General features: G+C 68.2%; 17 protein-coding genes and 1 pseudogene. 10 read left to right on the forward strand and 8 right to left on the reverse strand.

The features are described from left to right. The first annotated feature begins 6 nt into the window (after positions 1-6). From AC5P98_RS01115 to smqnr, 3 genes are read left to right on the forward strand one after another with little or no spacing between them, the layout of a single operon-like run. The gene (locus tag AC5P98_RS01115) at positions 7-2,301 is read left to right on the forward strand and encodes a DUF5682 family protein (RefSeq protein ID WP_495229823.1); all 2,295 of its coding nucleotides are present in this window, start codon (positions 7-9) and stop codon (positions 2,299-2,301) included. Further along, the gene (locus AC5P98_RS01120) at positions 2,298-3,500 is read left to right on the forward strand and encodes a vWA domain-containing protein (RefSeq protein ID WP_049405055.1); all 1,203 of its coding nucleotides are present in this window, start codon (positions 2,298-2,300) and stop codon (positions 3,498-3,500) included. The genes AC5P98_RS01115 and AC5P98_RS01120 overlap by 4 nt, the downstream gene beginning before the upstream one ends. Positions 3,501-3,537: 37 nt before the next feature. Next, positions 3,538-4,185, forward strand: coding sequence for a SmQnr family pentapeptide repeat protein (smqnr, locus tag AC5P98_RS01125; RefSeq protein WP_495229824.1), 648 nt, complete (start codon positions 3,538-3,540; stop codon positions 4,183-4,185). A 3-nt stretch (positions 4,186-4,188) separates the two neighbouring features. On the opposite strand, the gene AC5P98_RS01130 is transcribed toward smqnr, so the two are convergent. Beyond that, a complete protein-coding gene (locus AC5P98_RS01130) occupies positions 4,189-4,863 on the reverse strand; it encodes a class I SAM-dependent methyltransferase (RefSeq protein WP_478444255.1) in 675 nt (224 codons plus the stop codon). An 87-nt stretch (positions 4,864-4,950) separates the two neighbouring features. Beyond that, a complete protein-coding gene (locus AC5P98_RS01135; RefSeq protein WP_049405051.1) occupies positions 4,951-5,649 on the reverse strand; it encodes a glutathione S-transferase family protein in 699 nt (232 codons plus the stop codon). Between the two features lie 115 nt (positions 5,650-5,764). On the opposite strand from AC5P98_RS01135, the gene AC5P98_RS01140 reads away from it, so the two are divergent. Beyond that, positions 5,765-6,709 (forward strand): LysR substrate-binding domain-containing protein, encoded by a 945-nt coding sequence (locus AC5P98_RS01140; protein WP_049405049.1) that lies wholly within the window; start codon positions 5,765-5,767, stop codon positions 6,707-6,709. Here AC5P98_RS01140 and AC5P98_RS01145 read toward each other — a convergent pair. Then, positions 6,648-8,027 (reverse strand): aminotransferase-like domain-containing protein, encoded by a 1,380-nt coding sequence (locus tag AC5P98_RS01145; protein WP_041863130.1) that lies wholly within the window; start codon positions 8,025-8,027, stop codon positions 6,648-6,650. The genes AC5P98_RS01140 and AC5P98_RS01145 overlap by 62 nt on opposite strands. Positions 8,028-8,160: 133 nt before the next feature. Between AC5P98_RS01145 and AC5P98_RS01150 the strand changes: the two genes are divergently transcribed. After that, positions 8,161-9,024, forward strand: a complete 864-nt coding sequence (locus AC5P98_RS01150; RefSeq protein ID WP_032958514.1) for a DMT family transporter — start codon at positions 8,161-8,163, stop codon at positions 9,022-9,024. 49 nt (positions 9,025-9,073) lie between these two features. Here the strand turns inward: AC5P98_RS01150 and AC5P98_RS01155 are convergent, their stop codons facing one another. Then, positions 9,074-9,997: a LysR family transcriptional regulator gene (locus AC5P98_RS01155; protein WP_049405071.1), complete on the reverse strand. Its 924-nt coding sequence runs from the start codon at positions 9,995-9,997 to the stop codon at positions 9,074-9,076. A 106-nt stretch (positions 9,998-10,103) separates the two neighbouring features. Here AC5P98_RS01155 and AC5P98_RS01160 point away from each other — a divergent pair, with 106 nt between their 5' ends. Further along, positions 10,104-11,621 (forward strand): MFS transporter, encoded by a 1,518-nt coding sequence (locus tag AC5P98_RS01160; protein WP_099475992.1) that lies wholly within the window; start codon positions 10,104-10,106, stop codon positions 11,619-11,621. Between the two features lie 279 nt (positions 11,622-11,900). Here the strand turns inward: AC5P98_RS01160 and AC5P98_RS01165 are convergent, their stop codons facing one another. After that, positions 11,901-12,305 (reverse strand): GFA family protein, encoded by a 405-nt coding sequence (locus AC5P98_RS01165; RefSeq protein WP_014646209.1) that lies wholly within the window; start codon positions 12,303-12,305, stop codon positions 11,901-11,903. Between the two features lie 171 nt (positions 12,306-12,476). On the opposite strand from AC5P98_RS01165, the gene AC5P98_RS01170 reads away from it, so the two are divergent. Beyond that, complete coding sequence (locus tag AC5P98_RS01170) at positions 12,477-13,451, forward strand: Lnb N-terminal periplasmic domain-containing protein (protein ID WP_049405047.1); 975 nt, start codon at positions 12,477-12,479, stop codon at positions 13,449-13,451. Then, entirely contained in the window at positions 13,451-15,472 is a 2,022-nt protein-coding gene (locus AC5P98_RS01175) for an esterase/lipase family protein (RefSeq protein WP_049405045.1), read from the forward strand. The genes AC5P98_RS01170 and AC5P98_RS01175 overlap by 1 nt, the downstream gene beginning before the upstream one ends. An 87-nt stretch (positions 15,473-15,559) precedes the next feature. Here the strand turns inward: AC5P98_RS01175 and AC5P98_RS01180 are convergent, their stop codons facing one another. After that, on the reverse strand, positions 15,560-16,981 hold the full coding sequence (locus AC5P98_RS01180; RefSeq protein WP_049405043.1) for an MFS transporter: 1,422 nt from the start codon (positions 16,979-16,981) through the stop codon (positions 15,560-15,562). Positions 16,982-17,010: 29 nt separating this feature from the next. Between AC5P98_RS01180 and soxR the strand changes: the two genes are divergently transcribed. Then, the gene (gene soxR / locus AC5P98_RS01185) at positions 17,011-17,445 is read left to right on the forward strand and encodes a redox-sensitive transcriptional activator SoxR (protein WP_021202603.1); all 435 of its coding nucleotides are present in this window, start codon (positions 17,011-17,013) and stop codon (positions 17,443-17,445) included. Between the two features lie 72 nt (positions 17,446-17,517). Here the strand turns inward: soxR and AC5P98_RS01190 are convergent. Further along, positions 17,518-18,147: pseudogene (locus AC5P98_RS01190) on the reverse strand (short chain dehydrogenase); the annotation flags it as partial. A gap of 71 nt (positions 18,148-18,218) precedes the next feature. Here AC5P98_RS01190 and AC5P98_RS01195 point away from each other — a divergent pair. After that, positions 18,219-19,094 carry a LysR family transcriptional regulator gene (locus AC5P98_RS01195; protein ID WP_032958506.1) on the forward strand — a complete coding sequence of 292 codons (876 nt, stop codon included), beginning with the start codon at positions 18,219-18,221 and terminating at the stop codon, positions 19,092-19,094. Between the two features lie 59 nt (positions 19,095-19,153). Here AC5P98_RS01195 and proC read toward each other — a convergent pair whose 3' ends face one another. Further along, on the reverse strand, positions 19,154-19,975 hold the full coding sequence (gene proC / locus AC5P98_RS01200; RefSeq protein ID WP_049405039.1) for a pyrroline-5-carboxylate reductase: 822 nt from the start codon (positions 19,973-19,975) through the stop codon (positions 19,154-19,156). Positions 19,976-19,978: the final 3 nt, after the last annotated feature.

Consider the following 19,978-nt stretch of genomic DNA (forward strand, 5'->3'; position numbering starts at 1 on the left):
GCGCCGATGAGTGAAGGGACTTCCCTGTTCGGCATCCGTCACCACGGCCCGGGCTGCGCGCGCAGCCTGCTGGCCGCGCTGGACGCGTTGCAGCCGGACTGCGTGCTGATCGAGGGTCCGGCCGGTACCGAGGACCTGTTGCCGCACGTGCTGGATGCGGCCATGCAGCCCCCCGTGGCCCTGCTGTCCTACAGCGTGGACGACCCGCAGCTGGCGGTGTTCCATCCGTACGCGCTGTACTCGCCGGAATGGCAGGCCCTGCAATGGGCCGCGCGCAATGCGGTCGAGGTGCGCTTCATGGACGTGCCACCGGCGTTGTCGCTGGAGTGGCTGGAGCAGGCGCGGCCGGCGCCGCCGCAGGACGAGGATGCCGAGGATGCCGAGGCAGACGATGCTGCTGAGGCCGCCGCCGAAGAGGCCGCCGAGGAGCGCCCGGCCGATCCGCTGGACTGGCTGGCACGGGTCGCCGGCCACGCCGATGGCGAGGCCTGGTGGAACCACATGGTGGAGGAACGCGGCGATGGCCAGGGGCTGTTCGAGGCGATTGCCGAAGCGATGACCGCGCTGCGCGAACACACCCTGGATTATCCCGGCCGCCGCGGCGAGCAGGAAGCGATGCGCGAGGCGCACATGCGCACGGCACTGCGCGCGGCAAGCAAGAACTTCAGCCGCGTGGCCGTGGTCTGCGGCGCGTGGCACGTGCCGGCGCTGCAGCCGGCGGCGCTGCGCGCCAACAGTGCGGCTGCCGACAACCGCCTGCTGAAGGGCCAGAGCCGGCGCAAAACGCAGAGCACGTGGGTGCCGTGGACCTACCGCCACCTGAGCGCAGGCAGCGGCTACGGCGCCGGTGTCGATGCACCGGGCTGGTACGACCACCTGTGGCGCAATGCCGGGGTGCATGGCCAGCGTGCGGTGGGCTGGTATGCGCGGGTGGGCCGCCTGCTGCGCGAACACGGCCTGGACTGTTCGTCCGCGCATCTGATCGAGGCGACACGCCTGGCCGATACCCTGGCGGCCCTGCGCGGGCGCCCGGCGCCTGGCCTTGAAGAGATCGGCGAGGCCAGCCGCAGCATCATCTGCAATGGCGACGATGCGCCGATGCAGTTGATCCGCGAGCAGCTGCTGATTGGCAATGCGCTGGGCCAGGTGCCTGACGGCGTGCCGGTGGTACCGCTGCAGCGTGACCTGGAAGCGCTGCAGAAGCGCCTGCGGCTGAAGCCCGAGGCACTGGAAAAGACCCTCGACCTGGACCTGCGCAAGGACAACGATCTGGCCCGCAGCCACCTGCTGCACCGCCTGCGCCTACTGGGCATTGAATGGGGCCGGTTGGCGCGCTCCGGCCACGCTGCACGTGGCACCTTCCACGAACTCTGGCAGCTGGCCTGGCAGCCGCATTTCCTGGTGGCGCTGGTGGAAGCCAGCCGCCATGGACAGACGCTGGTGGATGCGGCGTCGAACCTGGCGGTCAGCCAGGCACGCGCAGCGGCTGACCTGCCGGCGTTGTCCGAGCTGGTCGACCAGGTGCTGCTGGCCGATCTGCCGCAGGCCGTGCAGGCCATTGCGGCCGAACTGGAAGCGCGCGCGGCCACCGATGCCGATCCGCTGGCCCTGCTTGGCGCGCTGCCGCCGCTGGCCAACATCCATCGCTATGGCAACGTGCGGCAGACCGAGGGCGTGCAGGTCGCGCACCTGTTTGACAGCATGCTGGAACGCGCGGTGATCGGCCTGTCGCTGGCGCTGACCGGACTGGACGAAGCACGCGCGGAAGCGGCCCGCGAGGTCGTGCTGGCTGCCGAGCGGGCGATCAGCCTGCGCGACGATGCCGACGGCCGCGATGCGTGGCGGCAGGCGCTGCGCCGGGTCGCGCTGTCGCAGGCCAGCACGGCACTGCTGCGTGGTGTCAGCCTGCGCCTGCTGTTCGATACTGGCGCGCTGGACGCCGGCACCGTGCACACCCAGTTGCAGCAGCAACTCTCGCCGGGTGCCGAGCCGCTGCAGGCCGCGCAGTGGCTGGATGGCTTTCTCAACCGCAACGCCACCGTGCTGCTGCATGACGATGCGGTGTGGCGGATGATCGATGACTGGGTGGTGAGCCTGGATGAAACCCAGCTGGTGCGCGTGCTGCCGCTGGTGCGGCGCACCTTTGCCGCGTTCGAGGCGGCTGACCGCCGCGACCTGGGCACCCGGGTTGCGCGGGCCACTGTGACGAAGGCGGTGGCCAGCGAAGCCCCGGACTGGAACCTGGCACGCGCCGAGCGCGCGCTGCCGATGCTGCGCGAACTGTTGGGGATTGCCGGATGAGCACGCCAGACGACCTGTCCAATGACACAGTGGGCCAGCTGCCCACCACGCGCGAACAGCGCTGGCGGCTGATCCTGGGCCAGCAGGCCGATGGCAGCTGCGGCGCACTGCCCAAGCCCCTGCAGGGCATCGACCAGGCGCTCTCCGCGCTATACGAACCGGAGGGCCAGGGCGGCCTCAACCGGCGCGGCGGGCGCGGTGGATCGGCGCCGAACGTGGCGCGCTGGCTGGGCGACATCCGCCGCTACTTCCCTTCCTCGGTGGTGCAGGTGATGCAGCGCGATGCCCTGCAGCGGCTCAACCTGACCCAGATGCTGCTGGAGAAGGAAATGCTGGAGCAGGTGCAGCCGGACGTGCACCTGGTGGCCAACCTGATCGGCCTGGGCCAGGTCATCCCGGCGGAGACCAAGGACACCGCGCGCATGGTGGTGCGCGCGGTGGTCGACGACCTGCTGCGGCGGCTGGAAGAGCCCATGCGTTCGGCGGTGACCGGTGCATTGGACCGTGCCCGCCGCAACCGCCGGCCGCGCCTGGCCGAGATCGATTGGCACCGCACCATCCGCAGTAACCTGCGGCACTGGCAGCCGGAACTGCGCACGGTGGTGCCACAGGAACTGGTGGGTTATGGGCGCAAGGCGCGCAAGCCGCAGCGCGAGGTGCTGCTGTGCATCGACCAGAGCGGCTCGATGGCGGCTTCGGTGGTGTATTCGAGCATCTTCGGTGCGGTGATGGCCTCGCTGCCGGCAGTGTCCACGCGGCTGGTGGTGTTCGACACCGAAGTGGTGGACATGAGCGAGCAGCTGGATGACCCGGTCGATCTGCTGTTTGGCGTGCAGCTCGGCGGCGGCACCGACATCCATCGCGCGGTGAGCTATTGCCAGGGGCTTATCCGCGAACCACATGGCGCGATCCTCGTGCTGATTTCCGATCTTTACGAAGGTGGAGTGGAGGACAAGCTGCTGGCGCGTGCGCACGAGCTGGTGGAGTCGGGCGTGCAGTTCATCGTGCTGCTGGCGCTGAGCGATGAAGGTACGCCGTCCTACGACCAGCAGCTGGCAGGCAAGCTGGCCGCGTTGGGCGTACCCTCGTTCGCCTGCACGCCCGATGCGTTCCCCGGCCTGATGGCCGCTGCCATCCGACGCGATGACATCAACCAGTGGGCCGGCGCCAATGGCCTGCTGGCGACCCGTGGCCGCTGACGCGGCGCAATGACCGAACCCGATTGGATTCCATCGCATGACCCCCGCTGTCCATCACCGCCTGCGTATTGCCGGCGACCAGTACACCGGCCAGAAAGTGGTCGACCAGCAGTTCCATGAGTGCGATTTTTCCGGTGCCGACCTGACCGCCACCGAGTTCATCAACTGCAGCTTCTACGATGCCGACAGCCGCAGCGGCTGCCGCTTCAATGGCGCCACATTGAAGGAGGCCAGCTTCCGCAGCTGCGACATCAGCATGTGCCACTTCAACTTCATCAAGGCGTTGGGCCTGGAGATCAGCGAGTGCCGCGCGCAGGGTGCGGATTTCAGCAACGCCAGCTTCATGAACCAGATCACCACGCGCAGCTGGTTCTGCAGCGCCTTCATCAAGAAGTCGAACCTGCGCTATGCCAATTTCTCGCGGGTCACGCTGGAGAAGTGCGAACTGTGGGAAAACCGCTGGGACGGTGCAAACGTCAGCGGCGCCAGCTTTGCCGGCTCGGACCTGTCCGGTGGCCAGTTCGAGGGCATCGACTGGAACAGCGCCAACTTCACCGACTGCAACCTGACCAATTCCGATCTGGGCGAGCTGGACCTTCGCAGCACCAACCTGCGTGGCGCCACGCTCGATGTCCAGCAGGTGGCGCTGTTGATGCAGCGGATCGGCATCACGGTGGTGCCGTAGGCATCAGCCGGCGTACGCCACCCAGCCCTTGAAGCTGAAGCCCGCATAGAACAGCTCCACGTCGTCGAAGCCGGCCTCCTGCAGCAGCGTCACTTCCTGTTCGGGGGCCAGCAGCGGCAGCCGCTCGGCAATGGCGTCGATCGCGCGCTGTGCATCGGCGTGGGCAACGCCGGAGGCTTCGGCGAACGCGGCGTAGCGCTGCAACCAGCGCAGCTTGCCGGCCGGATCCTGCGGCACGCTGTGGTGGGCCACCACCAGCGGTGCGCCGGGCTGCAGGCGCCTGTGCAGCTCCCGCAGCGTGTGCAGGCGCTGCGCGGCGTCGAGGAAGTGCAGGGTCAGCAGGCAGCTGGCACCATCGAAGCGCACGTCGGGGGCATCGTCGATGTAGCCTTCCAGCAATTGCACGCGCGACATCAGCGGGCCCAGTGTCTGCTCGGCCAGGGCCAGCATCGGTGCAGCCGGGTCCACGCCCAGCAGCTGCCAGCCCGGCTGCGCCTCGGCAAAAGCCTTCAGCTCCAGCCCGCCACCGGCGCCCAGCACCAGCACGCGGCCCTGCGCAGGAACGCGTTCGGCCAGCAGCAGGCGGCTCATCTGCTGCAACGCGAGGAAGCCGGGCACCTGGCGCAGCGGGCCCTCGGCATAGCGGGCAACGGCCTGCGGATCGGAGAACGAAGACATGCGTGCATTCCTGCGGCGGAGGACATATCACTGTAGCGCGGCGCGCAAGGGGCATTGCGCGCCGCTGCCGGACAGGCAGGGCAGGACTCAGGCCGCCGCGGCCTCAAGCACGTCTTCCAGCCGCACGTCGCTGAGGAAGCCGCCGCTGCTGGTAGCCGGCCGCTCTGCTTCGATGGCGTGGGCGAACTGCACGCCGGCGTCGTCCTGCAAGCGCTCGAACAGCTGCTGCACCCTGGGGAACTCGCGGCGATCGACCACCTGGTGGTAGTCGTTCCAGCGCGCGATGCCGGCGAAGTAGGCGTCGGCGAAGCTGCGCTGCTCGCCCAGCAGCCACGGGCCTGTGATGAGCATCTGCTCCAGCGCCTGATGGGCCTGGCGCACCTTGGTGGTGCCATAGGCACGCAGCGCCTTGCCGTCATCGCCCTCGGCGTGTTCCAGCGCGTGCCAGAGGGGGGCGTAGGCACCGAAGAAGCTGGTGTTGAGATAGGCCAGCCGGTGGTTGAGGCGGTCGAAGCCGGAGGTGCCCTGTGCGAAGCCCAGCCCCTGCGCAACGCCCTTGGCGGCCAGGTGGTTGAGGATGGCCAGGCTCTCGCTGAGCAGTTCGCCCTGCGCGGTGCACAGAGTGGGGGTTTCGCCCAGTGGATTGAGGCGGCGATAGTCTTCGCCCTGCACCTGGCCGGGCATGTCGATACGGCACAGGTGATAGGGCTGGCGCAGCCATTCCAGCGCGACGATGGAGCCGAACGAGCAGCCCGAGGGCACGCCGTAGAAGAGAATCGGGGTCATGGCAAGTTTCCGGTTCAAGCCGCGATGCGGCGGGTGAGGAAAGCGTGCCTGCGTGGACATTGCCCCGGAAGCTGTTCGAATGGCATCCTGAAGTCCATACCTGTGGACGTTGTGCATGCTCAACCTCAACGATCTGGCCCTGTTCGTGGCCGCAGTGGAGCAGGGCGGTTTTGCAGCAGGCGGACGCCATCTGGGCCTGCCCCGCTCGACGTTGAGCAAGCGCGTGGCGCTGCTGGAAGAACACCTCGGGGTACGGCTGCTGCAACGCAGTTCGCGGCGCTTCGCGCTGACCGAAGTCGGGCAGGCGTTCTTCGATCGCGCACGCGCGGCGTTGTCCGAGGTGGAGTCCGCCGAGGCCATTGTCCGTGACCGCCAGTCCGAACCGAGTGGCACCGTGCGCATCAGCGCTTCGATTCCGGTGGTGCAGGGCGAGCTCGCAGTGTGCCTGCCCGCGTTGGCCCGCCGCTATCCGCGGCTGCGCATCGAAGTTGAAGTGAGTGATCGTTTCGTCGACCTGGCGCAGGAAGGCATCGACATTGCCTTGCGCAGCCACTTCGGTCCGCTGCCGGATTCCGGTTTGGTGCAGCGCTCGCTGGGTAGCGAGCGCATCGTACTGGTGGCGTCCCCTGGCTATCTGGCAGCCGCGCCGGCAGTGGACACGCCCGAGCAACTACGCGCGCATGCCGGCCTGCTGACGGCGCGCCACGCAACGCGCTGGACACTGCACGGCACCGATGCGCGCACCGTGCAGGTGGAACCGCAGGTGGCGCTGGTCGGCAATGAGTCGCAGCTTCTGGTCGCGGCGGCCGAAGCGGGTCTTGGCATCACTGTGTTGCCGCACAGCCTGTGTGCCGCAGCGATTGCGGCCGGCCGCCTGCAGCAGGTCCTGCCGGCGTGGCATGCCGGCGAAGTGACCACCAGCGTGCTGCTGCCGCATCGTCGTGGACAGTTGCCGGGCGTCCGCGTGGTGGTGGATGCGCTGGTCGCGCATTACCAGCTCAGCGCAACGCCCGCGCCAGCACCTGCCAGATCCTCGGGTCCTGGCACTGCGAGACGTTGAAGCGCAGATAGTCGGCCGCGCGCTGCGACTGGCTGAACGCGTTGCCCGGCGCCAGCACGATGCCCTCGCGCAGGCATTGCCGCGCCAGTGCGGCGGCGTCGCGGCCGTCGGGCAGCTGGCACCACAGGAACAGGCCGGCTTCCGGCTGCAGCCACGGCGTGATGCCCAGCGCCTGCAGTTTCCGCAGTGTGTGCCGGCGTGCATCGGCCAGGCGCGAACGTATCGACTGCATGTGGCGGCGGTAACCGCTATCGGTCAGCGCGATGTGCATCAACTGCGCGGCCAGATGGCCGCCGCCAAAGCTGGTCGCCAGCTTCAGGTCGGTCAATGCTTCTATCCAGTCATGGCGTGCAGCAATGTAGCCGCAGCGCGAGGCTGCCGACAGCGTCTTGGAGAAACTGCCGACGTGGATCACCCGTGACAGTCCATCGAGCGCGGCCAGCCGCGGTGCCGGCTGCAGTTCGAAGTCGGCGAAGATGTCGTCCTCGACGATGATCAACTCGCTGCGTTCGGCCAGGCCCAGCAGGCGGTGCGCGGTGTTGGCCGAAAGCACCGCGCCGGTCGGGTTGTGCAGGCCGGAATTGGTGATGTACAGCCGCGGCGAATGCGCCTGCAGGGCTTGCGCGAACGCCTCCAGGTCCGGGCCGCTGTGCGTGTACGGCACGCCGATGGCCTGCACCTGGTGCGCCTTGAGCAGCGCGTGGTAATTGAAGTAGCTCGGGTCATCGACCAGCACGCAGTCGCCGGGCTTGAGCAGGAAACGGCAGAGCAGATCGACTGCGTGCGTACCGGATTCGGTCAGCAGGATCTGCTCCATCGGTGCATCGATGCCAAGCGTGGCGCTGCGCCTTTGCAGCAGCTGGCGCAACGCGGGCAGCCCGAGCGGACCGGCGTAGTCCACCAGTTGCATGGCATCGGCACGCGACAGCCGGCGCAGGCCGCGGCGCACGCCATCGTGATACAGCCAGTCACTGGGCATCCAGCCGCACCCTGGCTTGAGATCGCCCGCGGGCGTTTCCAGCGATTGCCGTGACACCCACAGCGGATCCACCGCGCGATCCAGCCGCGGCTCCATTTCAGCCAGCGCCAGCGGTGCGGCCGGGCCACTGACGTAGAAGCCCGAGCCTGCGCGCGCACTGATCAGGCCTTCGGCCGCCAGGCGCTCGTAGGCCTCGACCACGGTGGAGACTGAAACCCCCATGGTCGCCGCCTGCGCACGTACCGAAGGCAGGCGGGAGCCGGGGCCGTCCACCCGTGCACTTATGCGGGTGCGGACGGTCTGGATGACCGATTCGATGCGGGTGAGCGGGCGCGGCATGGTGGAACCGTAGTGGAAGTGTGGGCAGTACAGTTACTTGCGGCTGTACTGGATTGTAGCTGGGGTCGTTCCGCGCCGGATGCTTCCATACAGGTGCAGCCGGGCATCGTCCGGCACCTTCAGGAGTACAGGCGTGGAACGGTCGGCGAGTGGTTGGATCAATGGCTTCATCGGTGTGGTGATCTTCGCCGGCTCATTGCCGGCCACCCGCCTGGCGGTGCTGCAGCTGGATGCCGGGTTCGTCACCGCCGCACGCGCCACCATCGCCGCGGTGCTCGGTCTGGGGCTGCTGCTTCTGCTGCGCCAGCCATGGCCGCGGCGCGGCGACCTGCCGGGGCTGGTGGTGGTCAGCCTCGGCGTTGTGGTCGGCTTCCCGCTGCTGACCGCGCTCGCGCTGCGTCACGCGTCGTCGGCGCACACCATCGTGTTCCTTGGCCTGCTGCCGTTGAGTACAGCGGTGTTCGGCGTGCTGCGCGGTGGCGATCGGCCGCGCCCGGCGTTCTGGCTGTTCTCGTTGCTGGGCAGTGCCTGCGTGGTCGGCTATGCCGCGCGCAACGGAATCGAAGCCTCGTTGCAGGCCGACCTGCTGATGCTGGCGGCGATCGTGGTGTGCGGGCTGGGCTACGCGGAAGGTGGTCGGCTCGCCCGTCATCTGGGCGGCTGGCAGGTGATCAGCTGGGCACTGCTGCTGGCGTTGCCGGTGATGCTGCCGCTGACGGTGCTGATGCGCCCGGCCTCGTTCACTGCGGTCGGTGCCTCGGCGTGGTGGGCACTGGGCTACGTGGCAGTGTTCAGCATGCTGATCGGCTTCCTGTTCTGGTACCGCGGGCTGGCCCAGGGCGGCATTGCTGCCGTCGGCCAGCTGCAGCTGCTGCAGCCGTTCTTCGGCCTGGCCCTGGCCGCGCTGCTGCTGCACGAATCGGTCAGCCTCAGCATGGTGCTGGTGACTCTGGTCGCGGTGATCTGCGTCGCCGGCGCGCGCCGCTTCAGCCGCTAGGAAAATGGGGACGGAGGGGATTAAGTCGTTTCAGGCACAGCAGGACCAATTACGACTTAATCCCCTCCGTCCCCTTTTCCGGGGGGCTGCGGAAAAGGTGCGCAACGGCGTAGTCGATGAACACCCGCAGGCGTGCACTGGGATGGCGCCCGCCGGGCCACAGCAGCGAGAACTGCCCCTGGTGCGTGGGCAGTGTGGGCAGCACCTGTTGCAGGCGGCCATCGGCCAGCGCGTCGGCTGCGAGGAAGTCAGGCATCCAGGCCAGGCCCATGCATCCGATCGCAGCGGCCAGCACGGCTTCCATGTTGTTGCAGGTCATCGCCGTGGGAAGGCGCGCCCCGGCGTCGCCTTCGATGCCGGGCAGCTGCCACGGATGCAGCTTTCCCGTGGTGGGGTAACGGAAGCGCAGCGCGGTATGCATGCGCAGGTCGCCCACATCGCCGGGCGTTCCATGCATCTGCAGATAGCCCGGCGCCGCACAGAGGATGAAACGAAAACCCCCCAGCCGCCGTGCGGTCAGGCTGGAATCGGCCAGTTCGCCACTGCGTATCACTGCATCCAGGCCTTCGCTGACCACATCGACGATGCGGTCGTTGAAGTCCAGTTCCAGCTGCACCTGCGGATAGCGTTGCTGGAAGCCGGGCAGCACCGGCAGCAGGAAGCGGTAGCCGATGGTGGGCAGGCCGATGCGCAGCAGCCCGCTGGGGGCGTGCTGTCGCTGCGCCAAGTCCGCCTGTGCTTCGGAAAGCTCGTCCAGTGCACGCCGGCAGCGCTGCAGCAGCAGTTCGCCTTCGTCGGTGAGATGCACGCGGCGGGTGGTGCGCTGGAACAGGCGCGTGCCGAGTTCCTGTTCAAGCCGGGCGATGCGCTTGCCGACGGCCGAGGCTGACAGGCCGAGTACGCGGGCGGCACCGACAATGCTGCCGGCCTCCGCGGTGCGGACGAAGGCGAGCAGGGCGGAGATGGAGTCCATGCTTGGATGATTGCGGAACATCTGGCCGCAATCAACATCCACCGAGCCTGTTTTTCTGGAATAGCGGCCTGTCCATCATCAATGCCCCTGATGGATGGAGGCCCGCATGGCCCCGGATTCGATGCTCCCTGTACCTGTCCGCGCGCAGCAGCGCTGGGCGCTGCTTGCGGTCTGCCTGGCCGCGCTGGCGTTGCCGTTGTCCTTCTCTGCCGGTGCAGTCGCGGTGCCGGCGCTGGCCCGTTCCGCGGCGGCATCGCCCACCGCGCTGGCCTGGGTGACCAACGCCTTCATGCTCACCTTCGGCAGTCTGTTGCTCGCTGCGGGCGGCTTGGCCGATCGATATGGCCGTCGGCGGCTGTTCCTGCTGGGCACGGCGGGCTTCACCACCGCCACCGCCGCCGTCTGCCTTGCTCGCACGCTGCTATGGCTGGATCTGGCGCGCGGGTTGCAGGGCGTTGCCGCGGCGGCGGCGCTGGCATCCGGCACGGCGCTGCTGGCACAGGCTTGGCAGGGGCCGGCGCGTGCCCGTGTCTTCGCCCTGCTGGGCACCACGTTCGGCATGGGGCTGGCGTTGGGGCCCCTGCTCGCGGGCCTGCTGCTGCAGACATTGGGATGGCGCAGCGTGTTCGCCGCGGGCGGTGTGCTCACGTTGGTGGCCTTCGGCCTGGGGGCACGCGCGTTGCCTGAAAGTCATGGCGAGCGCCGACCGCTGGATATCGGCGGCATGCTGAGTTTCAGCCTGACGCTGGCGGCGTTGACCCTGGCGCTGCTGTGGCTGGGCGAGTTCGGCCTGCATGCCGCGCGCGTGCGGCTGGCGCTGCTGGTGACGCTGCTGTTGGGCGGGGTGTTCGTCTTCATCGAACGGCGGCACCCCTCACCGTTGCTGGACCTCTCACTGTTCTCACAACCGGCGTTCCTCGGTGTCCAGCTGCTGCCGGTGGCGACCTGCTTCGGCTACGTGGTGCTGCTGGTCGCGTTACCTCTGCAACTGCTGGGCGTGCATGGCCAGAGCGCGACGCTGGTGGGACTGCAGATGCTGGCGCTGTCCGCGCCGATGCTGGTCCTGCCGATGCTGGCCGCGCGTTGGGCGGAGCGCGTGGGAAGTGCGCGGTTGTGCACGCTGGGTCTGCTGGTGTGTGCCGCCGGCCTGTACCTGTTGTCGCGGCAGGCGTCGCACCCGTCGCCCTTGCAGTGGGTGCCGCTGCTGATGCTGGTCGGCGCAGGCACGGCTTTGCCGTGGGGGCTGATGGATGGACTGTCGGTGAGCGTGGTACCGGTGCAACGTGCCGGCATGGCCGCAGGCATATTCGGAACCGTGCGGGTGGCCGGCGAAGGCATCGCGTTGGCCGCAGTCACTGCCTTGCTTGCGCTGCTGATCGGCCATCAGCTGCAGGGCGCGTCGCCGGCACCGCTGGTGCGTGCCGGTGCCTATCTGGCCACGGGGGCGCGGGAACAGGCGCAGGCACTGCTACCGACGATGAGCCGCATGCAGCTGCAGCACGCCAGTAGTGAGGCGCTGGCGACACTGCTGCGTGTACTGGCGCTTCTGACCGCCGCCTGTGCCGCCGTGTTGCGCCTGTTGCTGCGGAAACGCACAGGTGCCTTGGTCGGGGACATGGTGTAGCAGGCTCATCGCCGCCTCCGCCGTCATCCCGCTGTCGTGTCCCGCTCACGCGGCCTATGCCCACCCGGGCCTAGTGTTGATCGTCCCCGTCCCCCCACGGAGACCTGCCATGTGGCTGCTCGACCATCTCTGGCCCGGCCGTCGACCCCTTCCTCCCCCGGTCGAGGACGCGCCACAGGCACCGTCACGCCGGCCCTGGCTGAAACGCCCGGCGCGGGCGGGGCGCAGCGGCATGGCGCCCTGGCAGAAGGTGGCCACGCCGCCACGGCGCACGCGCCACTAGCCGGTGCGGTCTGATGGGTGGTTGACCCCATCGCTGACCGGGATCACCCCCAGCGCGAACGGGTCGATGCCCTCCAGGCAGGCCACGTTGTAGCCGTACTGGTCGGGGTTGGAGCGGCGCCGGTGATGGGTGTAGATGCCGCACACGCCGCAGAAGTAGTGCTCGGCCACATGGGTGTTGAACTGGTACTTCTGCAGGTGATGCTGCCCGCGTACCACCTGCAGGCCCTGGCGGGGGACGCTGGCGGCGATGGCACCCCGGCGCCGGCACATCGAGCAGTCGCAGCGGCGCGGGTCGACGATGCCGTCCGGGAGGTCCAGCAGCAGCTCGACCGTGCCGCAGTGGCAGGTGGCGCGGTGCTGGGGTTGGACCGGAACGCCGGCCACGGAAGTGATGCCCATCGTTGCTCCTGTGAGGTGAACCTGGCCGCATGGACCGCCGCAGACGGTGCGCCGCGGTCCCTGAACGGGCCGTAGATGCCACGGTGAACCCGCTTGTGGCTAACTATGCGGCTTCGGGACCGCGACAGGATGCCAGTGAGAGCCGCAGGACGATGGATGACAGGAAGTGCCATGGCGCTGGCAGCGTTGTGGGTGACCGGGCTGCTGGCCTATCAGATGCCGGGGCCGGGCTGGCTGGCCAATGGCATTGCGGTGCTGTGGCTGCTGGTTGCGCTGTGGGCGTCGTGGCAGGTCGCGCGTGGCCGTGGCCATCGTCGCCTGGGCATGGCGTTCAGCGCGTCGCTGGCGCTGGCCGGCCTGTGGTGGCTGCTGCTCACCCCGCGCCAGGACCGCGTCTGGGCCGATGACGTGGCCCAGCGCCTGCACGTGGTGTCCTTCGACGGGCGCCACGTGGTGCTCGACAACGTGCGTGATTTCACCTGGCGCAGCGAGACCGACTACGACGCGCACTGGGTACGCCGCGCGTACGACCTGGACCAACTCCGCTCGGCCGATCTGGTGCTGTCGTACTGGATGGGCCCGGCGATCGCCCACACCCTGATCTCGTTCGGTTTCGAGGATGGGCGCCACGTGGTGTTCTCGCTGGAGATCCGCAAGGAACGCGGCGAATCGTTCTCGGCGCTGGGCGGCTTCTTCCGCAAATTCGAGATGACCTTGGTGGCCGCGGAGGAGACCGACATCATCCGCACCCGCACCAACGCGCGTGGCGAGGATGTCTACCTGTACCGCCTGCACGGCATGGACCAGGCGCAACTGAAGCAACTGTTCGCCGCGTACATCGCGCAGGCGCGCGAACTGGATGCGAAGCCGGGCTTCTACAACACGCTCACCAGCAACTGCACCACCATCGTCTTCGATCTGGCCCGCCACATCGCGCCGCGCCTGCCGCTGGACTACCGCCTGCTGCTGTCCGGCTACCTGGCCGAATACGCGCAGGAGGTCGGCGCGCTCACGCCGGGCGTGCCTTATGCCGAACTGCATGACAAGGGCCGCATCACCCAGCGTGCGCTGGACCTGGGCAGCGGCGACCACTTCTCCACCGTGATCCGCCAGGGCGTGCCCGGCACCGAGCAGGACCCGCAGTAATGACCCGACTCTTCCTGATCCGCTGGCAGCGCGCGCTGCCGGTGTTGTTCGCCGCCTTCCTGCTGCTGGGCAGCAGCGGCTGCGCGATGGTGACTGTCAAGCAGGTCAAGTCCAGCGATTCGCTGGTGAACAAGCGCGCCGATGTGCTCAACACCGGCAAGCTCAGCCCGGCCGCGCGCGAGACGCTCAGCGCGGCAGGCCTGGATGAGTCGCAGTGCGAGAAGGACTTCCTGGTCTGCCGCAGCACGTTGTTGATGACCGATGACCTCAACGTCGAGCAGCGGCTGTCGGCGCTGTCCGAACTGTGGGTGAAGGCCGCGCTGGCGCTGACGCCGAAGAAGACCGCCGCCGGCGATCCGCCGATGAGCGATGAGGCGCTGGATGCCTGGCTGGAAGCCGCGCGCTATGCCTATGCTTACCTGTTCTACAGCGGCCGCTCGCCGTCCGACCGCGCCTTCGAGGACCGGCAGACGCAGGTGCGCGACTACTACAACTACGCCGCCGAGAAGGCGGCGGTGGTGCTGTTCGTGCGCGCGCGTGCAGCGGCACTGGCCGGCGAGGACTATACGAAGCCGATCTCGGTCGGCAGCTGGTCGCTGGCCTCCAACTACCAGCAGTTGAACCTGAAGAGCATTCCGGCGCAGTTGGTGCCGGCCGGCACGGTCAGCTTCGTCGGCCTGCGCAGCACCTATCGCCGCGATGGCTTCGGTGCCGAGCTGGTGATGGTGATGGACCCGCCCAAGCTGGTCGCGCCGGTGATCGCGGGCGATGGGCCGAAGGCGGAAACAGCGGCGGATGATGCCGACGACGAGCGCCGTGGCCGCCGCCATCGGCATGACGATTCGGTGCCAGAATTCAGCGAGATGTCCTCGATCAACGTCACCGCGCTGCTGCGTTTCGAAGGCAGCAGCCTGGAAGACGTGATGCGCACGCGCCGGGTTGAACTGGACGCCTATTCGCCGGAGGCCACCGAACGCATCACCCTGCACGGCGAACAGGTGCCGCTGGCCGGCAATTTCACCGCTGCCTACGGCCTGTGGCTGGCGCAGAGTGGCTTTGCCCGGCAGTCACTGCGCACCCTGTTCGGCATGAGTGAGGGCATCGGCGAACCGCACATCTATCTGATGCAGCCCTGGGACCCGAACCGCCGCATCATCTTCATGCTGCACGGCCTGGCCAGCAGCCCGGAAGCCTGGGTGAACCTGGCCAACGAGATCATGGGCGACCCCGAGCTGCGCCAGCAGTTCCAGGTGTGGCAGGTCTACTACCCGACCAATGCACCGATCGCGCTGAACCGCTACGAGATCGCCAACGCGTTCAATGACACGCTCAAGCACTTCGACCCCAACGGCAGCACACGCGCATCGAAGGACATGGTCTATATCGGCCACAGCATGGGCGGCGTGCTCGCGCGGCTGCTGGTGAGCGACTCGGGTGATGTGCTGTGGGATGACCTGCTGGCCAACTATGACCTGAAGGGCGAGCGGCTGAAGCGGGTGCAGGCCAAGCTGGGGCCACTGCTGCATTTCAAGGCGCAGCCGAACGTGGAACGCGCGATCTTCATCGCCGCGCCGCACCAGGGCACGGATATCGCAGGCAACAAGGTCGGGCGGCTGATCGGGCGCCTGGTACGCCTGCCGCTGACCATTCTCGGCAAGTTCGAGGACGTGTTCATGGCGCTGGCACAGGCCGAGCAGCAGGTCGACGGCACCGCCAAGCCGAAGATTCCCAACAGCATCGACAACCTCAAGGCCAGCGATCCGTTCGTGAAGGCCGCCGCACAGCTGCCGATCGAAGCGGGCCTGAAGTACCACTCGATCATCGCCCAGCGCAAGCCGGAGCTGCCGGTGGAGAAGTCCGATGACGGGCTGGTGCCGTACTGGAGCGCGCATCTGCCGGGCGCGCTGTCGGAGAAGGTGATCATTTCCGGCCACAGCGTGCAGGAGACCCCGCAGGCCGTGCTGGAAGTGCGCCGCATCCTGCATCGGGATATCGATGATGTGGGGGCCGGTACACGGTAATGCCGGCCTCTGGCCGTCGCCATCATGGGATTCCCGCGTGCGCGGAGGTTGCCGGCCAGCGGCCGGCACTACCGGAATCCGGCGGCGCTACACCCGCCGCGCGATCACTGCGGCCAGCACCGCCAGACCGAAGGTGATGGCCAGGCACAGCAGGTAGCCGGTGTGCGGCGCGCTTTCCACGAACATGGCGAACAACGCGCCGGACACCGCCAGCGCGGTGGTCACCGACAACGCCTCGCTCAGCTGCAGCGCCGAGGTATTGGCACCCTGCTCATGCGGTGCTGACAGCGACAGGGTCAGCACCGACAGGCTGGCGTAGATCATGCCCATGCCGAAGCCGGTCACGGCCCAGCCGACCAGCGCGACCGGCAGCGGCATCGGGTTGAACAGCACCGACAGCGTTGCGGCGATGCCGACCGTCATCATCACCGTGCCAACGCGCAGCAGCTGCTGGCGTGACCAGCCACGCTGCTGGTGGCCCTGCAGCCATGAACCGGCGAACCAGCCCAGCGCACCGAGGCTGAGCACGGCGCCGGCCCAGCTGGGCGAAAGCCCGCGTTCGCGCTGCAGCAGCAGGGGCAGATAGGCCTCGCAGGCGAAGAACGCCGCTGCAGCGATGCCGCGCAACGCGATCACGCTGGGCAGGCCGCGGCGCAGGATCAGGGTTCCGGCCGGCAGCAGCCGATGCACGCAGAACAGCAGCGCCAGCATCGCCACGCCGATGCAGAGCAGGGCAGCCATGCCCTGTTGCTGGCCGCCGACGTAGAGCAGTAGTGCGGCCAGTGAGGCGCCAGAGGCCCAGCGCACCACGTTGCTGCGTTCGCCATCGTTGCAGACCGCAACGGGAGGTTGCATGCGCGCCAGTGCCGGGCGCAGCAGCAGTGCGGCCGGTATCGCCAGCAGTGGCACTGCCAGGAATACCCAGCGCCAGCCCAGGTGCTGCACCATCAGGCCACTCAACGCCGGGCCGACCATCGAGGGCACCACCCAGCCTGCGGAGAACGCCGCGAACACCTTCGGCCGCAGGTGTTCGGGGTAGCTGCGGCCGACCATCACGTACAGCGAGACCGAAATCGCGCCCGCGCCCAGGCCCTGCATCAGGCGCCCGGCCACCAGCATGCCCATGCGCGTCGCAAAGCCGGCCAGCAGCAGGCCCAGCACGAAGCAGCCCAGGCCGTACCAGAGTGGCCGCGCGGGGCCGTGGCGATCGGCCCAGCGCCCGGCCAGGGTCATGCCGATTACACTGGTGGCCAGGGTGCCGCCAAAGGCCAGCGCGTACAGGCGCAGTCCATCGAGTGCTTCGGCCACGGTGGGCATCGCGGCCGCGACGGCCAGTGCTTCGAACGCGTGCAGCGCGACCAGTGCGACCATGCCGATGGTCGTGGCGCGGTAGCGCGCGGACAGGATCGAGCTGTCAGCCGGCAGGTGGGTGTCGGCGGGAGAGAGGGTCGGGGTCATACGGGTCAGGTGCAGGCCGCGCTTGTCAACGGGCGGCGAAGGTAGCAGCATGCCACCTCAACTGTAGTTGAGGTCAAGCAATGGCATCCCAGGAACTCAGCGTTGGCGAGGTCTCCCAGCGCAGTGGCGTGGCCGTTTCCGCACTGCATTTCTACGAGCGCAAGGGGCTGATCAGCAGCCTGCGCACCTCGGGCAACCAACGGCGTTACAGTCGGGACGTGCTGCGCCGGTTGGCGGTGATCCGCGTGGCGCAGCGGGTGGGCATGCCGCTGGAAGCAGTCGGCCGTGCCTTCGAAAGCCTGCCTGACGGCCGCGCACCGACCAAAGCGGATTGGGCCAGGTTGTCCGCGCGCTGGCGCACCGAGCTGGAAGAGCGCATCCACATGCTGCAGCTGCTGCGCGACGAACTGACCGGCTGCATCGGTTGTGGCTGCCTGTCGCTGCAGCATTGCCGCCTGGCCAATCCCGGCGACGTCCTCGGCGAACGCGGCGACGGCCCGATGCGCTGGGAGTGAGCGACAAAAAGGGGACGGAGGGGATTATGTCGTTTGTGCACTTGCGACTTAATCCCCTCCGTCCCCTTTTTCTTACCAGACCGTGATCGTCTCGCCGCTCTGGATGCCTTCCACCGCGCGCTGGAAGGCCAGTGCCGCGCGCTGTGCGCTTACCGCTTCGAAGCCCGGGAAGTAGGGGCCGTAGGCGGCCATCGATTCGATCAGTACGTTCGGGCTGACCACGTTGATGCGCAGGCCGCGCGGCAGCAGCTCCAGTGCGGCTGCGCGCACGAAGCCTTCCAGTGCGGCATTCACCGAGGTGGCGTTGACGCCGTCGCGGATCGGTTGTGCGCTGACGATGCCGCTGGTCAGGGTGATCGAGCCGCCGCTGTTGAGATGATGCTGCGCGGCCAGTGCCAGCCTCACCTGGCCCAGCAGTTTGTCCTGCAGGCCGAGGTTGAACTGCGCCGGCGTCATCTGCTGCAGCGGGCCGAAGTGCAGCTTGCCGGCGGTGGAAATCACCGCATCGACCGGGCCGGTACGTGCGAACAGTTCGGCGACGCTGGCGTCATCGGTCAGGTCCACGCGCAGTTCGCCGCTGCTGCGGCCGGCGGCGAGAATCTGATGCTGTTGGCCGAGCTGGTGGGCGACTGCCTGGCCGAGGGTGCCGCTGGCACCAACGAGGAGGATCTTCATGGCCGTTCCTTGCGTAAGGGAGTGAGCGCAGTCTGCGCCCTCACAATGGGGTTAGGTAAGCGGCGTATGATTCGCAGATTCCTAACTAAGGATTAGTAATGGATACCCTTCGATGCATGCAGGCCTTCGTTGCCGTGGCCGAGCGTGGCAGCTTCGCCGGCGCCGCCGAACAGCTGCAGGTCTCGGCGGTGATGGTGGGCAAGTACATCCAGCAGCTGGAGGCGCATCTGGGTACCGCGCTGCTGCAACGGAACACCCGCCGCCAGCGCCTGACCGAAGCCGGCAGCGCCTATCTGGCCGGCTGCCGGCAAGTGCTGGAGCAGGTGCAGCAGGCCGAGGCCGATGTGGCCGGTCTGCAGGTACAGCCGCGTGGCCTGCTGCGGGTCAGTGCGCCGACCACCTGGGGCAGCTGCGTGCTGGCGCCGCAGCTGGCCGGCCTGCTGCGCGCGCAGCCGCAGTTGAACATCGAACTGGATCTGAGCAACCGCCGTGTGGACCTGATCGAGGACGGCTTCGACGTGGCGATCCGGGTCGGGCCGTTGCCATCGCAGGAGGTGGTGGCGCGGCCGCTGCCGCCGTATGCGATGAGCCTGTGCGCGGCGCCGTCTTACCTGCGCAGGCGCGGCACGCCACGCACGCCGGCGGACCTGCAGGGGCATGATTGCCTGAGCCATCTTGCCTGGCGTGGTGGCCATGGCTGGCAGTTGGCCAACGGTGAACAGGTGGATTGGGAGGCGCGGCTGACCTGCAACGACGGGTTCGCGCTGCGCGAAGCCGCCGTGGCCGGGGCCGGGTTGGTGTTGCAGCCCACCGCGCTGCTGGCCGGCGAGATCGCGGCCGGGCGGTTGAAGCCGCTGCTGCGCGACTACCTGCCCGAACCGCGACCGATGCATCTGATCTACCTGCCGGATCGACGGCCGCGCCCGCGGCTGCAGTGCTTCGTCGATTTCGTCATGACCACATTGGGGCAATGAGCATCCACGCCATGCGTGGATGATGGTAGGTGCCGACCGTTGGTCGGCACACATCGGGATCAATCATTCGCCGCAGACAATTCCTGCCCGCGCACCTGCGCAGCACGCAGCGCGTTGTCCACCAGCACTTCGAAACCTCCGGCCTGGAAGCTCTCGATCGCGGCCTGGGTGGTGCCGTTCGGCGAGGTCACACGGCGGCGAAGCTCGGCCGGGCTTTCGCCGGCTTCATCGAGCATGCGCGAGGCGCCCAGCAGGGTCTGCACCACCAGCGTGCGCGCGGCGTCGGCCGGCAGGCCCTGGGCAATGCCCGCCGCTTCCATCGCTTCGGCCAGCAGGAACACGTAGGCCGGCCCGCTGCCGGACACGGCAGTGACCGAATCCATCAGCGCCTCGCGCTCGATCCACACGGTACGGCCGGCACTGGCCAATACCTGTTCGGCCTGCGAGCGCTGCTGTGCATCCACCGACGGCGTGGCATACAGGCCGGTCACGCCGGCGCCGAGCAGGGCCGGCGTGTTGGGCATTGCACGCACCACCGGCAGGTTGCCGCCCAGCCAGCGTTCCAGCTGCGCGCTGGTGATGCCGGCGGCGATCGACACCACCAGTGGCCGGCTTGCCTGGGCCAGTGCCTGCAGCGACTGGCAGACCTCGCGCAGCACCTGTGGCTTCACCGCCAGCAGCCAGGTGCCGCCCTGCGCGGCCGCATCGATTGCGTTGTCGTGCACCTGCACGCCGAAGTCGGCAGCCAGCGACTCGCGCAGGGCGGCCACTGGTTCGGCCACATGGATGTGCGCGGCCGGCATGCCCTGGCGGATCAGGCCGGCGATCAGGCTGCGCGCCATGTTGCCGCCGCCGATGAAGGTGATGGAATCAGCTGCCATGGA

Source organism: Stenotrophomonas sp. YJH_SMC_135 (genome assembly GCF_059372355.1).

Coding starts and splice junctions, on each gene's coding strand:
- AC5P98_RS01115 (WP_495229823.1), top strand. CDS start 7: ATGAGTGAAGGGACTTCCCTGTTCGGCATCCGTCACCACGGCCCGGGC.
- AC5P98_RS01120 (WP_049405055.1), top strand. CDS start 2,298: ATGAGCACGCCAGACGACCTGTCCAATGACACAGTGGGCCAGCTGCCC.
- smqnr (WP_495229824.1), top strand. CDS start 3,538: ATGACCCCCGCTGTCCATCACCGCCTGCGTATTGCCGGCGACCAGTAC.
- AC5P98_RS01130 (WP_478444255.1), bottom strand. CDS start 4,863: ATGTCTTCGTTCTCCGATCCGCAGGCCGTTGCCCGCTATGCCGAGGGC.
- AC5P98_RS01135 (WP_049405051.1), bottom strand. CDS start 5,649: ATGACCCCGATTCTCTTCTACGGCGTGCCCTCGGGCTGCTCGTTCGGC.
- AC5P98_RS01140 (WP_049405049.1), top strand. CDS start 5,765: ATGCTCAACCTCAACGATCTGGCCCTGTTCGTGGCCGCAGTGGAGCAG.
- AC5P98_RS01145 (WP_041863130.1), bottom strand. CDS start 8,027: ATGCCGCGCCCGCTCACCCGCATCGAATCGGTCATCCAGACCGTCCGC.
- AC5P98_RS01155 (WP_049405071.1), bottom strand. CDS start 9,997: ATGGACTCCATCTCCGCCCTGCTCGCCTTCGTCCGCACCGCGGAGGCC.
- AC5P98_RS01160 (WP_099475992.1), top strand. CDS start 10,104: ATGGCCCCGGATTCGATGCTCCCTGTACCTGTCCGCGCGCAGCAGCGC.
- AC5P98_RS01165 (WP_014646209.1), bottom strand. CDS start 12,305: ATGGGCATCACTTCCGTGGCCGGCGTTCCGGTCCAACCCCAGCACCGC.
- AC5P98_RS01170 (WP_049405047.1), top strand. CDS start 12,477: ATGGCGCTGGCAGCGTTGTGGGTGACCGGGCTGCTGGCCTATCAGATG.
- AC5P98_RS01175 (WP_049405045.1), top strand. CDS start 13,451: ATGACCCGACTCTTCCTGATCCGCTGGCAGCGCGCGCTGCCGGTGTTG.
- AC5P98_RS01180 (WP_049405043.1), bottom strand. CDS start 16,981: ATGCTGCTACCTTCGCCGCCCGTTGACAAGCGCGGCCTGCACCTGACC.
- soxR (WP_021202603.1), top strand. CDS start 17,011: ATGGCATCCCAGGAACTCAGCGTTGGCGAGGTCTCCCAGCGCAGTGGC.
- AC5P98_RS01195 (WP_032958506.1), top strand. CDS start 18,219: ATGGATACCCTTCGATGCATGCAGGCCTTCGTTGCCGTGGCCGAGCGT.
- proC (WP_049405039.1), bottom strand. CDS start 19,975: ATGGCAGCTGATTCCATCACCTTCATCGGCGGCGGCAACATGGCGCGC.